The following is a 15,280-nucleotide window of genomic DNA, read 5'->3' as shown; positions in this document are numbered from 1 at the left end:
CCTCGCCCGCACCGCCGCAGGTCGCCGCCGCCTCCGGGCCGCCGGCCCAGGCCGCGCCGGCTCAGCGGCAGGGAACCCGCGACGGCCTCGACATCGACGCCAGGAACGGCGTCAGCACCGACTACGCCTCGCGCCTGCGCGCCTGGCTGGAGGCGCACAAGACCTATCCCAAGCGCGCGCGCATGCGTCGTGAGGAAGGTATCGTGCATGTCCACTTCGCGGTCGACCGCCAGGGCTGGCTGCTCGGCGGCGACGTCGTCCGCTCGTCCGGCTACGCCAGCCTCGACGCCGAGGCCATGGCCATGCTGGACCGCTCCAACCCCTTCCCTGGCGCCCCGCACAGCGTGCGCGGCGAACGAATCGAGGTCTCCACCCCCGTGGAGTTCTTCCTCACCCGCTGACGCTCCTCCCGGCGAAGGCCGAGGCCCACGACCGTGCTTGGAGTCGGTCACCGGTTCGGTCGACGCGCTGGACCCCGGCCTTCACCCGGATGAGCGATAAAAATTACTCCCCCGCTGGGGGAGGTGGATCGCGGCGCAGCCGCGAGACGGAGGGGGCCTGCTGAGTCGGAAGTCCCCCTCAGTCCGCCATTCGGCGGCCAGCTCCCCCAGAGGGGGAGCAATGGCACCCTACACCCCGTTCGCCGCGCTCAGCACGGCGCGCACCGAGGCGGTCGCCACGTCGGCGTCCATGCCTACCCCGAACACCGTGCGCCCGTCGGCCGTGCGGCACTGGACATAGGCCGCAGCCATGGCGTCGCTGCCGGCCCCGATCGCGTGCTCCTGGAAATCGGCGACGTCGAGCTTCAGCCCGCAGTCGGCCTCCAGCGCCGCCAGCAGGCTGGAAAGCAGCCCATTGCCGCGCCCGCGGATGGTCATCTCGCGGCCATCCAGCCGCAGCTGGCCGACGAACACCCGCTGGCCGTCGACGCGCGAGACGCCGGACTCTTCAAAGCTCGCCAGCTCGAACTTCTGTCCCGGGGTCAGGTGGTAGGCCCGTTGGAACGCCTCCCAGATGTCGGCCGTGGCCAGCTCGCGGCTGGTCTCGTCGGCCAGTTGCTGCACCGCGCGGCTAAAGTGCGCCTGCATCGGCTTGGGCAGCTTCAGGCCCTTGTCCTGCTGCAGCACCCAGGCGACGCCGCCCTTGCCGGACTGCGAGTTGACCCGGATCACCGCCTCGTAGCTGCCGCCCAGGTCGGCCGGATCGATCGGCAGGTAGGGCATGGCCCACAGCTGGTCATTGCGCTTGGCCTGCGCCTCGAAACCCTTCTTGATCGCGTCCTGGTGGCTGCCCGAAAACGCCGTGAACACCAGCTCGCCGGCATAGGGATGGCGCGGGTGGACCGGCAGCTGGTTGCAGTACTCGACGGTCTTCACCACCGTCTCCATGTCCGAGAAGTCCAGCCCCGGATCGACGCCTTGCGTGTAGAGGTTCAGCGCCAGGGTCACCAAGTCGACATTGCCGGTGCGCTCGCCGTTGCCGAACAGGCAGCCCTCGATGCGGTCGGCGCCGGCCATCAGCCCCAGCTCGGCCGCCGCCACCCCGGTGCCGCGGTCGTTGTGCGGATGCAGCGAGATCACCACGCTGTCGCGCCGCGAGATGTGACGGCACATCCACTCGATCTGGTCGGCGTAGATATTGGGGCTGGCCGCCTCCACCGTCGCCGGCAGGTTCAGGATCACCGGCTTCTCCGGCGTCGGCTCCAGCACGTCCAGCACCGCCTCGCAGACCTCCAGGCTGAACTCCAGTTCGGCGGTCGAGAAGGTCTCGGGGCTGTACTCATAGCGCCAGTCCGTGCCCGGTCGCCGCTCGGCCTGCTCGCGCATGATGCTGACGCCCTCGACCGCCAGCGCCTTCACGCCGGCCCGGTCCAGGCCGAACACCACCTCGCGCCAGACCGGCGAGACGGCGTTGTAGAGGTGCACGGTGGCCGTCCGCGCGCCCTCCAGGGCCGCGAAGCTGGTCTCGATCAGGTCGCGCCGCGACTGGGTCAGCACCTGGATCATCACGTCGTCGGGCACGCGGCCCTGCTCGATCAGTCCACGGATGAAGTCGAACTCGGTGGCCCCGGCCGAAGGAAAGCCGACCTCGATCTCCTTGGCCCCGATGCCGACCAGCAGGTCGAAGAAGCGCTGCTTCTTCTCGGCGTTCATCGGGTCGGCCAGCGCCTGGTTGCCGTCGCGCAGGTCGGTCGACAGCCAACGCGGCGCCTTGGTGATGGTCTTCGACGGCCACTGGCGGTTGGGCAGGTCGACTTGGGGGAACGGACGATATTTGACGGATGGGTCGCGCAGCATGGTGCGGCTCTCTCTAACGAGGCAGGCAGGTACGAATGTCGATGAGGCTGGCGTGCCGCCGCCGGGGCAGCCGTCTAGGTCCGGCGGCCGCCGGTAAGTCGCGCAAGAAGGGCTGCAAAGGTGCGAACCATGCCCCTTCTTAGCCGCCGCCCGCGCGCGGTTCAACCTTGCGGCGGTGTCAGCCCACCGTGACGAACGTCTCGCTCTCGATCACCCACTGGCCGACCACCTTCTTCCAGGCGGCCAGATAGGGCCCGGTCGCGGTCTGGTCTTTCCAGGTCGCCAGCCAGGTCCCGGCCTCGGCGGCGCGCATCCCGTCGCTCGCCAGGGTCACGCTCTCGGTCGTGCGCAGATAGGTCACGAAGCTCGGATCGGCGAACTGCGCCTCGAAGGCGGCGATGATCGCGGCCGCGCCCATCAGGAGCCCGCCCTCGCCCGAGATCAGGTTGGCGTCGGCTGCGAAGAACGGCTTCAGGCGCGGCGCGTCATGGGCGGCGATCAGCTTGTTGGTCAGCTTGCGGCGCGCGCGGATGGCGTCTTGCGGCGCGGTCACGGCTCGACCACCACGGTGCCGACCTTGCCGCCGCTCTCGACCAGTTCGTGCGCCCCGGCGCAGTCCTCCAGCGGAAAGCGCCCGGCTACCGACAGCATGCGCTCGCCGGTCCCGATCCAGCGGGTGATGTCGGCCTGAGCCCGGCGCCGCGCCTCGTGCGGCGACACCGGCAGGTAGACGCTGTTGATCTGCAGATTGAGGCCCATGGCCGCCCCCGCCGGAACCACCGGCTCGCGGTTTCCCTTGGTGGCGTAGAAGGCGATCGAGCCGTTCAGCCGCACGCTGGCCAAGGTCGAGGCCAGGTTGCCGCCGAAGTCGACCTCGACCACGTGATGCACGCCCTCGCCGCCGGTCAGCTCGCGCACCCGCGCGGCGACGTCCTCGCGGCGATAGTCGATGACGTGGTGGGCGCCGCCCGCGCGGGCCCACTGCGCCTTCTCCTCCGAGCTGACGGTGGCGATCACGCTCGCCCCGGCCCAGGCGGCCAGCTGCACCGCATAGTGGCCGACCGCGCCCGCCCCGCCGGTGACCAGCACCGTGCGGCCCTGCACGGGACCTGCCAGGAACAGGCTGCGATGGGCGGTCATGCACGGGATGCCCAGGGTCGCCCCTTCCGCGAACGACACCGCGTCCGGCAGTTCGCTCAAGAGGTCGACGTCCAGCTCGATGTACTCGGCCGCCGAGCCGAACGCCCGGCCGTTGCGCTGGCCGTTGTAGAACCACACCCGCTTGCCGACCCAGGCTTCGGAGACGCCTGAGCCCACCGCTTCGACCACGCCGGCCCCGTCGCTGTTGGGGGTGATGCGCGGATAGGCCATCGGCGCAGGCCCCGCCCGCATCCCGGCGTCGGACGGATTGACGCCCGAGGCCCGCACCCGGATCAGCGCCTGGCCGTGCCCGGCCTGCGGCGTCGGGCGCTCGCCCAGTTCCAGCACCTCGCGCGCCGGCCCCGTCCGCTCGTACCAGATCGCCCGCATGGCCCCTCCCGCGTCTCGTTCAGGAGGACAGGTCTAGGGGAGGCGCAGGTGGAAAAGAAGGTGTCATCCCGGTTTCGGCGCCACCGAAACCGGGCCCCATGACCACCAGATGGCGCAGATGCCGTCTCAGTCGGCGCCAAGCGCTCCACGCATCGCGCGAATGGGTCCAGGACAAGCGCTTCGCGCTTTCCGGGATGACACTCGAGGTCGCCCCTACTCCGACACCCAGTTCCCGTGGAACCCGAACGGCACCCGCCGCGGCAGCTGCGCGGTCCCGATCGGGCCCTTGGCGATGTCCTGGGCGTCGAACACCAGGAAGTCGCTGCGGTTCTCCGCCGCCCGCCAGACCACGGCCGTCACCCAGCCGTCGCCTTCGTCGGCGCTGTCCGAGCGCGGGGTGAACACCGGCTCCGAGGTCATGTCGCCGCCGCTCAGCTCGTAGACCTGGCGCTTGCCGGTCTTCAGGTCCAGGTGCGCGATCGCCGTCTGCTTGATGGTCTTGGCCCCCGACGGATCGGCCGCGTACCAGCCGTGGCGATAGGCCAGGCCCGCATGACGCTCGTCGAAGCGCGGGAACTCGCCGTCCAGGTCGTCGATCGCCTCTTCCTTGATGGCGTCCGAGTTCCCCGTCAGGTCGAAGGTCCAGCGCACCAGCCGCGCCGCCGACTTGGCGCCCGGCGAGCCGTCGGCGTTCGGGAACAGCGGGGCGCTGTCGTAGCGGAACACGTCGGCGATGATCTTGCCGTCCTCTTCCCAGGCGTTCATCGGGTGGAAGACGTAGGACGGCGGCGCGTTGAACCAGCGGATGGTCGAGACGTCGGCGTCGCGGCGCATCACCGCCACATGGCTGCCCTTGTCGGGCTCCCAGGCGAAGGCCGGCAGGCCGCTCATCGCCCGCTGCAGGCTGCCGGTCAGCGGCAGCACCGGGAATAGCACGTAGTTGTCGGTGACCAGGAAGTCGTGGATCATCGAGGAATAGGGCGCCTCGAAGTCGTCGCGCCGCACCACCTTGCCGGTCGCGTCGGTCACGCCGTAGCTGATCCCCGTGCCGAACGGCATCGGCCCGATCCCATAGCCGAACCAGACCATCTCGCCGGTCTTCGGGTCGATCTTCGGGTGCGCCGTGACCCGTCCCTTGTACGGCTCGACCGGCCCCTTGGACTCCAGCGTCCGCGGCTGCATCTCGAAGGGCAGGTGCCCCTCCTCCAGCGCCAGCAGCTTGCCGGCGTGGAAGACGATATTGGTGTTGGCCACCCCGCCGCTGTCCTTGCCCAGCACGCTGGGATCGGTGGTCGCCGGGTTGCCGAACGCGCCCCATAGCGCCCGGCCGGCGGCGTTCTCCGCCTCCCACTTGGGCGTACGCACATAGCGGTTGCGGTAGCTGACCTTGCCGTCCTCGACATGGAAGGCGTGGATCATCCCGTCGCCGGAGAACCAGTGGTACTCGCCGCGCGGCTCGAACTGCGGATTGGGCCCGGTGCGGTAGAGCGTTCCGCGCAGACCCTTGGGGATCTCGCCGATCACCGTCAGTTCGAAGTCGTCCTCGCTGCGGACCGGCGCGAAGTTACCGGACAGATAGGGGTTGATGCGGGCATCGCCGTCCATGGTCTTCCTCCTCTGACGCCGGCCTCACGCCGGTCGAATGATATGTCCCTCGTCGGGCCGCGCACGGCCTTCCAGCACCTCGCGATAGGCGGCCAGAAGCCCCTCGGGGCCCGTCGATCGCTTGAGCTTCAGCCAGCTGGCGTCGGCCACGAACTCACGCAGCGCCGCGGCGAACCGCCGGTCCAGCTCCTCGGGACCCCACTCGGCCGCCCGCTTGCGGATCTGGTCGGGGGCGAAGAACAGCACCGGCTGCGGGCCGGGCAGCGCGCGCGGCGCGCGATCGCCGCTCCAGTGCGTGCCGCCGACGATGATGCTGCGGGCCAGGCTCTCGCCCAGGGCGCTGTGGATCGTCTCGTTCACCTGCGCGTCGCCGGCGAAGTCGACATAGACCGCCGGCCCTTCGACCTTCAGCGCGCCCGCCTCGCCATAGGGGACGATGCGGTCGTAGAGGCCGAGCGCCCCCAGGGTCTTGGCGTTGCCCGGCGAGGTCAGGCCCACCACCGGCACGCCGCGCCGCCGCGCGAACCAGGCCAGACCCATCGCCGTCTTGCTCGACGCGCTCGACAGCACCAGCGTCTTCACGGACGCGTCCTCGGACAGGAAGTCGTCCAGCAGCCACGAGGTCATGAACAGCGGCCGCAGCAGCGCCCGATGGTCGTCCATCGCCTCTTCGGGCGCCTCGGCATAGGCGTTGTAGGTCGGCGGCAGCTCGGCCCGGTGGGCGGAGGTGTCGACATAGCCGCCGCCCTTGCGCGCCAGCCGCGCCGTGAAGCTGCTCGACATCGGCAGGTAGCCGAACACCCGCAAGCCGACGGGCGTGTCCGCCGCCTGCGATTCCACCACCCGCGCGAAGCCCCAGACCGGAATGCGGCCCAGTCCGCCCTCGGCCGGGAAGAACTTCCAATAGCCGAACGCCTCGCCGATCAGGCCATAGGTGATGTTGTTGGCGGTCAGCGCGAAACGCTCGACCTCCAGCCGGACCTCGCCGTCCGCCAGCGGCGCCCGCGGCGCGGCGTCGCGCACCTCGACATGGCGCAGATCGTCCCGCGCAACGAGCACATCCCAGTCCGACATCGCTTCCTCGCCTTTTACATTGTAAATTTATTGCGTAAGAGCTAACCCAGGACAAGCACTTTCTTTTGGGTCGATTTTACCGATGCCCCGCGTCCTCTCCGAGTCCGATGTCGCCGACTTCCGCGAACGCCTGTGCGACGCGGCTGAGAAGCTGTTCGCCGAAAAGGGACCGGACGCGGTGACCATGCGCCAGCTGGCCGCCGAGCTGGGGGTCAGTCCGATGACCCCCTACCGGTACTTCACCGACAAGGAAGACATCCTGGCGGCGGTGCGCACCAACGGCTTCAACCGCTTCGCCGAGGCGCTGGAGACCGCGCTCGCCCACACCCAGGGCAGCGCCAAGGCCAAGAGCTCGGCGGTGGGCGAGGCCTATCTGAATTTCGCCTTCGAGCACCCGCAGACCTACAAGCTGATGTTCGACCTCAACCAGCCGCACGAGCAGGACTATCCCGAGCTGGTCGCCGCCGCCTCGCGGGCCAACGCCATGCGCTCGGCCTACATCAAGGGCCTGGTCGAGGCCGGCGTCATGGAAGGCGATCCCGAGGAGATCGGCCGCATGTACTGGGCCGCCACCCACGGGGCGGTGACCCTGGAACTGGCCGGCAAGCTGCCCAAGGGCATGGCCCGCATCATCAACCGCCAGCTCGGCCATACCCTCGCCAAGGGCCTGCGGCCGGGGGCGTAGACCTCCCCCTCGCCCTCCCCATTCCCCGCTACGCAGGGGAGGAATTCGTGTTGACGCCCCTTGGGGCAAGTCCCCCATCTTCCGCCCAACGATCAGGGGAGATGGGTCACGTGGTTCAACCGTTCGAGGTCGCCTGGAGCGACGAGGCCGTGCAGGCGGTGTTGGATCAGGTCCGCGCCTATCCGTGGCCGCCGATCCCCGAGGTTCCCGACGGCTGGGCCTATGGCTGCGACGGCGCCTATCTCAAGGAGCTCTGCGCCCACTGGACCGGCGCCTACGATTGGCGCGCGGCGATGGCCGACCTCAACCGCTTCCCCCAGTTCACCGCCAGGGTCGAGGACTACGACCTCCACTTCGTGCACGTGGTCGGCGAGGCCGGCGGCCAGCGGCCGCTGCTGCTGAGCCACGGCTGGCCGGGCTCGCACTACGAGTTCTGGGGCTCCATCGAGAAGCTCGCCTTCCCCAGCCGCTTCGGCGGCGATCCGAAGGACGCCTTCGACCTGGTGATCCCTTCGCTGCCGGGCTTTGGGTTCTCGTCCAAGCCGGTCCGCCCGATCGGCCAGCGCACCACCGCGCGGCTGTTCAACACCCTGATGACGAAGGTGCTGGGCTATGACCGCTATCTCGCCCAGGGCGGCGACTGGGGGGCCATGATCACCTCTTGGCTCGGCCATGAGCACGGCGGCCACGTCCGCGCCATCCACCTCAACATGATGGCCCTGCGCCCGTTCGGCGGCCCCAAGGACGAGGCCGAAGTCGCCTGGCTGACCCGCCAGGGCCAGATGATGGAGCTGATGGGCGCCTACTTCCGGCTCCAGGCCTCCAAGCCGCAGTCCCTGGCCTGGATGGGCGCGGGCAACCCGGTCGGCCAGGCCGCCTGGATCGCCGAGCGGTTCCACGACTGGTCGGACCTGCGCGAAAAGCCCTTCGACCAGGTCCACCCCAAGGACAAGCTGCTGACCAACATCATGCTCTATGTGATGACCGGCAGCTTCACGACCGGCGCCTGGTACTATCGCGGTTTCCTCGAGGAAGGCGGCGTCGCCCTGGCCGAGGGCCAGCGCTGCGAAACCCCGACCGCCTTCGCCAACTTCCCGGGCGAGCCGCTCTACACCGCCCCGCCACGCGGCTGGGCCGAGCGCGCCTACAACATCGTGCGCTGGACCGACCAGCCGCGCGGCGGCCACTTCGCCGCCATGGAGGAACCCGACCTCTTCGTCGCCGACGTGCAGGCCTGGGGCCGGGAGCACTAGCATCGTGTCACCCCGGAAGCCGCGCAGCGGCTGTCCCGGCCCCATGAACACCTGATCGCGCCGGACGGGAGCCAGCATCGCTTGCTTCCCGGTCGCCGAGCGAGTGGGGTTTCCGGGAGAGCTCTACCTCTCCATCACCGCGGCGATCGCGCCGATCAGCCGCTCCAGCTCCACCGGCTTGGGCACCAGCACGTCCATGCCGGCGGCCAGATATTCGGCCTCGTGGTGAGCCATGGCGTTGGCGGTCAGGGCGATGATCGGCGTGCGCGACAGCCCCTGCTCGGCCTCGCGCTCGCGGATCGCCCGCGCGGCGCTCGGCCCGTCCATCACCGGCATCTGCACGTCCATCAGGATCACGTCCCAGCCGCCCTCCTGCGCGGCCGCCACCGCCGCTGCGCCGTCCTCGACACAGCGCAGCTCGACGCCCACCTGGCTGAGCAAGGTCTTCAGCACCAGCCGGTTGATAGGGTTGTCCTCGGCCGCCAGCACCCGCACCTCGCCGGCCGGAGCGACGACCGCCGCCTCGGGCGCCGTCTGCGGCGCGGCCTTGGCCCGCACCAGCGGCAGCGTCACCGTAAACCTCGCCCCCTCGCCGGGCTGCGAGGCCACCGCGATGGTCCCGCCCATCAGCTCGGTCAGCTCGCGGCAGATCGCCAGCCCCAGCCCCGATCCGCCATAGCGCCGGGTGGTCGAGGCGTCCTCCTGCACGAATTTCTGGAACAGCGCCCCCTGACGCTCGGCGGCGATGCCCGGTCCGGTGTCGGCGACCTCGATCACCAGCTTGCCGGCCCGGCGCAGGGCCCGCACCCGCACCCAGCCCGCGGCCGTGAACTTCACCGCGTTGGAGATCAGGTTGTGCACGATCTGGCGAACACGGGTGGGATCGCCGACCCACACGCCCTTCAACGCCGGCTCGACCTCCAGCTCCAGGGCGAGCCCCTTCTCGGCCGCCAGCGGGCCGAAGGTCGACTGCGCCCCCTGCATCAGGGCTGCGACGTCGACCACCCCGTCTTCCAGCTCCAGCCGCCCGGCCTCGATCCGCGACAGGTCCAGCAAGTCGTTCAGCAGCACCAGCAGGGTCTCGCCGGCCTGGCGCACCACCCCCAGCCGTTCGCGCTGGCGGGCCGACAGCTCGTCGCGCTCCATCGCCTGGGCCATGCCCAGCACCCCGTTCAGCGGCGTGCGGATCTCGTGGCTCATGGTCGCCAGAAACGCCGACTTGGCGACGTTGGCCGCGTTGGCCTGGTCGCGGGCCCGCTTGAGCGAAGCGTTGACCACCTTCAGCCGCCGCTCAGAGCGCTTCAGGTCCTCGATCGACTGGGTGACCACCACGCAGCGCACCGGCCCCTCGCCCTGGAACCGCGCGGCGGTCAGCCGGAACCACTCGCCGTCATTCGCCTGGTAGGCGCGCGAGAAGCTGGCCGCCTCCCCGGCGATCACCGAACGCACCCCGCGCACCAGCGCCTTGCCGCCCGACAGGCCGCCGAATACGCCGAACAGGTTGCGCCCCATCGGATAGACGTCGACCCCCAGCAGCTCGGCGCCCAGCGCCTTGAAGGCCGAGTTGGCGGCGATGATCACGCCCTGCTCGTCAATGACCGCAAGATAGGCCGCGACGCTGTCGATCACCCCCCGGCCGAACCGCTCGGACTCGCGCAACTCTGCGGTGGCCTCGCGCTGGGCGGTGACGTCCTGGCTGGCGCCATGCAGCGCCACGCAGCGGCCGTCGACCATCTGCGTCTCGCCCATCACCCGCAGCCAGATCGGAGCGCCGTCGGCCGTCCGCGCCCGGGCCTCGAAGTCGATCGGAATGCCGGTGGCGATCGCCTGCCGCAGGTGCTCCAGCACCGCCTCGTGGTCGTCCTCGGCGTAGACGGCCAGCGACGCCGTTTGGTCGTCGACCATGGGGCGCCCGAACAGCTCGGCCAGCTCCGGGCTCCAGTGCACGACCTGCGCTTCGAGATCGACTTCCCAGCCGCCGAGCCGCGCCAGCCGGCCCGCCGACTTCAGCGCCAGCGAGGTGGACTTCAGCCGCTCGCGGGTGGCGTGCGCGGCCGAGATGTCGGCGGTGATCACGATGAAGCCGTCCAGGACGCCGTCGGCCGAATAGCTCGGTCGCATGTCGACGTCGACATGGATCCGCCGCCCGTCCTTGGTCTGATCGACGACCTCGGCGCGGAAGCCCTCGCCGACCGCCGCAGCGGCGTCGATCATCGCCCAGGTTTCGGGATCGCCCTCGGGGCTGCGCAGCACCTGCGCCAGGGTGCGCCCCTTCACCTCGTCGAACTCATAGCCGGTCATGGCTGTGAAGCCGTCATTGACCCAGTCGATCCGCCCGGCCGGATCGCACAGCACCACTGCATGCGGCGTCAGTCGGGCCACGCTCGCCAACCGCGAGGTCAGGTCGACCGCCTTCGAACCACCCATAAAGCTCCCCCCAGAGCCAGCATGCTCGGTGTCTATGAAAAAACCAGAAAACTCCGGGTTTCGCCGTGACCTGAGGCCGCGCTACGAAGGACGCGCATGGCCCGCTACGATTTCGCCTCCGACAACACCGCTCCCGCCGCGCCCGAAGCGATCGAGGCGCTGGTCGCCGCCAATACCGGGTTCACCTCCGGCTACGGGACCGACGCGGTCAGCGCCCGCGCCGCCGACGCCGTCCGCGCCCTGCTGGACGCCGACGCCGAGGTCCGCTTCGTCGCCTCCGGCACCGCCGCCAACGCCATCGCCCTGGCCGCGCTCTGCCGCCCGTTCGAGGCGGTGCTGGCGCACAAGCACGCCCACATCTGCACCGACGAGACCGGTGCCCCGGGCTTCTTCGGCCAGGGCCTGGGGCTGGTGGGCCTGCCCGGCGCCTCGGGCCGCATCGATCCCGCCGCCCTGGCCGGCCCGCTGGCCCAGCCCGACATGGCCCACCGCCAGTTCCCCGTCGCCCTGTCGCTGACCAACGCCACCGAGTACGGCACGGTCTATTCGGTCGAGCAGGTCGCCGCCCTCACCGCCCCTGCCAAGGCCAAGGGCCTGTCGGTCCATCTCGACGGCGCGCGGCTGGCCAACGCCGCGGCGGCCGGCTTCGACCTCAAGGCCATCGGCTCGCTGGGCGTCGACATCCTGGTGGTCGGCGGGACCAAGGCCGGCATGACCGCCACCGAGGCGGTGGTGATCTTCGACCGCACGCTCGCCCGCCGCTTCGACGCCAGACTCAAGCAGTCGGGCCAGCTGCCCTCCAAGGGCCGCTTCTACGCCGCCCCGTTCATCGGCATGCTGGAGAGCGGGGCCTTCGTCGCCCGCGCCGCCCACGCCAACGCCATGGCCCGGCGGCTGGCCGAGCTGTCGCCCTTCCCGGTGCGCCACCCGGTCGAGGCCAACGCCGTGTTCGTCGAGATGGACGATGCGACGCTTGGCCGCCTCCACGCCGCCGGCTGGTTCGCCTATCGGTTCCTCGACGGCTCGGTGCGCTTCATGTGTTCGTGGGCCGTCACCCCGGACAGCGTCGAGGAGCTCGGCGCCACGCTCAAGGCCATCGCCTGAGTCCGACTTTCTACGCCGCAAGGCCAAGCTCGCACCGCGTCACAAGTGTGTCGCGATCGCCGCACATCTAGCCATCCTGATACATCACGATACGCATTGTTACGTATGCGTGACTTTTTCGTTGCAGGCGAAACACCGGCGTGGAAGCAGTCAACTCGCCGTTTTCGGGACGCAGAATCGTCACAATCGCAACAGCGTGCGTAACAATCTGACGTTGAGATACGGCCGAGTAACCGCGGCTCCGGCGACCCACCGGGGCCCTCTTCCTCATTCAGGCCGGGGGGCCAGATTGAAAGTTCCCATGAAGAACGCGCTTCGAGCCGTACTGCTCGGCTCCGTCGCGGCGACCAGTTTCGCCGTGCCCGCTATTGCTTCCGCGCAGGAGCAAGTCGCCGTTGACGAGATCGTCGTCACCGGTTCGCGCATCCGCCGCGACACCTTCAACGCTCCGGTGCCGCTGGCCACCATCGATTCCGAACAGATCGTCGCCTCCGGGTCCGTGTCGCTGGGCGACATGCTGATGGACCTGCCGATGATCAACGCGGCCAGCAACTCGCAGAACACCTCCTCGACCCTGTTCCTGGCCGGTCAGGCCCGCGCCGACATCCGCGGCCTTGGCCCGACGCGCACCCTGGTGCTGCAGGACGGGCGCCGCATCGTGTTCTCCGACGCCTCCTCGCCGGCCGTCGACATGAACCTGCTGCCGGCCATGATGGTCGACCGCGTGGAAACCGTCGCCGGCGGCGCCTCGGCGGTCTACGGCTCGGAAGCCATCGCCGGCGTCGTCAACCTGATCATGAAGAAGGAATTCGACGGCCTTCAGATCGAGGGCCAGGTCGGCGCCTCGCAGGAAGGCGACGGCGAGACCTTCCGCATCTCGGGCATGTACGGCACGAAGCTGCTGGACGACCGCCTGAATATCCTGGTCGGCGGCGAAGTCTCGCGCGAAGAGCCGATCTTCCAGCGCGACCGTGACTGGGGCTATCCGGGCATCCGCCGCAACACCCTGGCCAACCCGCAAACGGTGATCCCGGCCAGCAAGTCGAACACCGCCCCGACCGCGACCTTCCAACTGCTGCCGGGCGCGCTCGGCGTGGCCCGCGCGGTCACCCTCGACTACCGCAATCCCTCGCAGGTCGTGCGCCTCAGCGCCCCCTGCTCGACCCCGGCCGTGCAGCCGACCTGCCAGGACGACGCCCTGTTCTACTCGGCCTCGCTCAACGCCCTGCAGGCCAAGTCGCAGCGCGGCACCATCCGCGGCTACGCCGACTACCGCGTCACCGACAACGTCAAGGCGTTCCTGGACGTCACCTACTCCAAGGTCGACGGCTACGGCTTCTTCCAGCCGGCGTTCTCCAACGCCCAGGGCGGCGGCACCATGCCGGTGGCCCTGAAGGGCGACAACGCCTTCCTGAACGGGGCCGGCGCCACCGCCGAGGCCCTGCGCGCCGAATGGCTCGCAGCCGGCAAAACCCTGACCACCGGCTCCACCGCCCAGGTCGGCAAGTTCTGGACCGAGTTCGGCGGCCGTGACGTCAAGTCCGAGCGCGAGACCCTCCGCGTCGTCGCCGGCATGGAAGGCGAATTCGCGGCGCTCGAGCGCAAGTTCAACTGGGATTGGTACGCTCAGTTCGGCAAGACCACCGGCTCGACCTCCTCGTACAACCTCCCGAACGTCAAGCGGGTCCAACAGGCCACCGACGCGATCCTGGTCAACGGCCAGGTCGTCTGCCGCGACGTCGCCGCCCGCGCCGCCGGCTGCGTGCCGTGGGATCTGGTCAACGGCGCCAACCAGGCCGCCGTCGCCTGGACCAACGCCAGCTCCGTCACCGACCAGGAGGTTAAGCAAACCGTCGTCGCCGCCAACATCGGCGCGGACCTGTTCGAACTGCCGGCCGGCCCGGTTGGTTTCGCCATGGGCGCGGAGTACCGCAAGGAAGAGAGCTTCTTCGCCCAGGACGCCCTGGGCGCCTCGGGCGCTCTGTTCTTCAACGCCATCGGCACCCGTGAAGGCGAATACGACACCAAGGAAGCCTACGCCGAACTGCGCGTTCCGCTGCTGAAGGACCTGCCGTTCGCCCAGGAGCTGACCTTCGAGGCCGCCGGCCGCATCGCCGACTACTCGTCGATCGGCAAGACCGACCAGTACCAGGTCCGCCTGGAATGGGCCCCGGTCGAGGACGTCCGCTTCCGCGCCTCGCAGGGCACCGCCGTGCGCGCGCCGAACATCGTCGAACTGTACTCGCCGCAGAGCCGCAACTTCACCACCGCGGCCATCGATCCCTGCGACAAGGACAGCTACGCCGTCGCCAGCGCCGCCAACAAGGCCCTGCGCCTGGCCACCTGCTCGGCCGCGATCGCGGGCTACAACCCGGCGACCTTCGTCTCGAACTTCGGCACCGGCCGCCCGTCGCTGCCGCTGCTGCAAGGCGGCAATCCGGACCTCGGCCCGGAAACGGCGAACACCTACAACCTCGGCGTCGTCGTCCAGCCGCGTTGGATTCCGCGCCTGCAGTTCTCGCTCGACTTCTTCAAGTACAACATCGCCGACCAGGTCGGGACCATCCCGATCAACACCCTGCTGCAGGACCTCTGCTACCAGTCGACCGAGGCCTACGCCTCCAACCCGTTCTGCTCGCTGATCATTCGTGACCCGACCGGCACGAACGGCGGCGCGGTCGCGGGCGGCGTGATCGAGGTCATCCAGACCAACCAGAACGTCGCCAAGGTGAAGGTCGAGGGCTACGACGCCTCGGTCCAGTACGGCCTCGACTTCGAGGAGATGTTCCAGAAGTCGTGGGGTCAGCTGCTGTTCCGCGCCGACGCCACCTGGATGTACCGCTGGGCCCAGCAGGGCCTGCCGGGCCAGGCCTACACCCAGTTCGCGAACACCATCACGAACGCGACTCCGGAGTGGAAGGCGCAAGCCAGCGTCCAGTGGAACTACAACGACATGTCGTTGACCTGGACCACCCACTACATCGGCTCGATGGCCTCGACGACGGCCTTCACCCCGACCCAGCTGGAGCCGTACTACACCGGCGACTACTACAGCCACGACCTGCGCGCCTCGTACAAGGTCAACGAGCAGGTCGCCGTGCGCGGCGGCATCGTCAACCTCACCGACGAGAACCCGCCCTACCTGCCGGAAACCTACACCGGCACCGGCACCGGTTCGTCGAACTTCGACAACCGCGGGCGCTTCTTCTACGTGGGTGCGACCCTGCGCTACTAGGAACCGCAGGCCGCCCGTCCACCCCACTGGGCGGGCGGCCGATGGTCCCAACAGAAAACCCGCCGGAGCT

At 69.4% G+C, this 15,280-nt stretch carries 11 protein-coding genes; 5 read left to right on the top strand and 6 right to left on the bottom strand.

What is annotated here, in order from left to right; translation table 11 throughout:
* The coding region (locus OUA97_RS14490; RefSeq protein WP_267232663.1) for an energy transducer TonB at nt 1-401 on the top strand (401 nt) is incomplete at its 5' end.
* A gap of 228 nt (nt 402-629) precedes the next feature.
* On the opposite strand, the gene leuA is transcribed toward OUA97_RS14490, so the two are convergent.
* The 5 genes from leuA to OUA97_RS14465 form a co-directional block, all read right to left on the bottom strand.
* Entirely contained in the window at nt 630-2,297 is a 1,668-nt protein-coding gene (gene leuA / locus OUA97_RS14485; RefSeq protein ID WP_267232662.1) for a 2-isopropylmalate synthase, read from the bottom strand.
* Between the two features lie 178 nt (nt 2,298-2,475).
* Nucleotides 2,476-2,850, bottom strand: coding sequence for a DUF4440 domain-containing protein (locus OUA97_RS14480; RefSeq protein ID WP_267232661.1), 375 nt, complete (start codon nt 2,848-2,850; stop codon nt 2,476-2,478).
* Complete coding sequence (locus tag OUA97_RS14475; RefSeq protein WP_267232659.1) at nt 2,847-3,827, bottom strand: NADPH:quinone reductase; 981 nt, start codon at nt 3,825-3,827, stop codon at nt 2,847-2,849. Before OUA97_RS14475 ends, OUA97_RS14480 begins: the two co-directional genes overlap by 4 nt.
* A gap of 213 nt (nt 3,828-4,040) precedes the next feature.
* Nucleotides 4,041-5,432, bottom strand: coding sequence for a carotenoid oxygenase family protein (locus OUA97_RS14470; RefSeq protein WP_267232658.1), 1,392 nt, complete (start codon nt 5,430-5,432; stop codon nt 4,041-4,043).
* A 24-nt stretch (nt 5,433-5,456) separates the two neighbouring features.
* On the bottom strand, nt 5,457-6,506 hold the full coding sequence (locus tag OUA97_RS14465; protein ID WP_267232656.1) for a DUF2855 family protein: 1,050 nt from the start codon (nt 6,504-6,506) through the stop codon (nt 5,457-5,459).
* Between the two features lie 82 nt (nt 6,507-6,588).
* On the opposite strand from OUA97_RS14465, the gene OUA97_RS14460 reads away from it, so the two are divergent.
* Nucleotides 6,589-7,191, top strand: a complete 603-nt coding sequence (locus OUA97_RS14460) for a TetR/AcrR family transcriptional regulator (RefSeq protein ID WP_267232655.1) — start codon at nt 6,589-6,591, stop codon at nt 7,189-7,191.
* A gap of 110 nt (nt 7,192-7,301) precedes the next feature.
* A complete protein-coding gene (locus OUA97_RS14455) occupies nt 7,302-8,444 on the top strand; it encodes an epoxide hydrolase family protein (RefSeq protein ID WP_267232654.1) in 1,143 nt (380 codons plus the stop codon).
* Nucleotides 8,445-8,567: 123 nt separating this feature from the next.
* Here OUA97_RS14455 and OUA97_RS14450 read toward each other — a convergent pair whose 3' ends face one another.
* Entirely contained in the window at nt 8,568-10,871 is a 2,304-nt protein-coding gene (locus OUA97_RS14450) for an ATP-binding protein (protein ID WP_267232653.1), read from the bottom strand.
* A 96-nt stretch (nt 10,872-10,967) separates the two neighbouring features.
* Between OUA97_RS14450 and OUA97_RS14445 the strand changes: the two genes are divergently transcribed.
* Together OUA97_RS14445 and OUA97_RS14440 are read left to right on the top strand one after the other, a co-directional pair.
* Nucleotides 10,968-11,975 (top strand): beta-eliminating lyase-related protein, encoded by a 1,008-nt coding sequence (locus OUA97_RS14445; protein ID WP_267232652.1) that lies wholly within the window; start codon nt 10,968-10,970, stop codon nt 11,973-11,975.
* A 301-nt stretch (nt 11,976-12,276) separates the two neighbouring features.
* A complete protein-coding gene (locus OUA97_RS14440; RefSeq protein WP_267232651.1) occupies nt 12,277-15,210 on the top strand; it encodes a TonB-dependent receptor plug domain-containing protein in 2,934 nt (977 codons plus the stop codon).
* The last annotated feature ends 70 nt before the right edge of the window (nt 15,211-15,280 follow it).

Source organism: Phenylobacterium sp. 58.2.17 (genome assembly GCF_026411515.1).
Lineage (GTDB): Bacteria > Pseudomonadota > Alphaproteobacteria > Caulobacterales > Caulobacteraceae > Phenylobacterium.
Note: the sequence above shows the minus strand (reverse complement) of the source record. Positions and strands in the feature narration are given on the sequence as shown.

Excerpts from the sequence above, each read along its gene's own strand:
- OUA97_RS14470 (WP_267232658.1), bottom strand. The coding sequence starts at position 5,432 with ATGGACGGCGATGCCCGCATCAACCCCTATCTGTCCGGTAACTTCGCG.
- OUA97_RS14460 (WP_267232655.1), top strand. The coding sequence starts at position 6,589 with ATGCCCCGCGTCCTCTCCGAGTCCGATGTCGCCGACTTCCGCGAACGC.
- OUA97_RS14440 (WP_267232651.1), top strand. The coding sequence starts at position 12,277 with ATGAAGAACGCGCTTCGAGCCGTACTGCTCGGCTCCGTCGCGGCGACC.
- OUA97_RS14445 (WP_267232652.1), top strand. The coding sequence starts at position 10,968 with ATGGCCCGCTACGATTTCGCCTCCGACAACACCGCTCCCGCCGCGCCC.
- OUA97_RS14465 (WP_267232656.1), bottom strand. The coding sequence starts at position 6,506 with ATGTCGGACTGGGATGTGCTCGTTGCGCGGGACGATCTGCGCCATGTC.
- OUA97_RS14475 (WP_267232659.1), bottom strand. The coding sequence starts at position 3,827 with ATGCGGGCGATCTGGTACGAGCGGACGGGGCCGGCGCGCGAGGTGCTG.
- leuA (WP_267232662.1), bottom strand. The coding sequence starts at position 2,297 with ATGCTGCGCGACCCATCCGTCAAATATCGTCCGTTCCCCCAAGTCGAC.
- OUA97_RS14450 (WP_267232653.1), bottom strand. The coding sequence starts at position 10,871 with ATGGGTGGTTCGAAGGCGGTCGACCTGACCTCGCGGTTGGCGAGCGTG.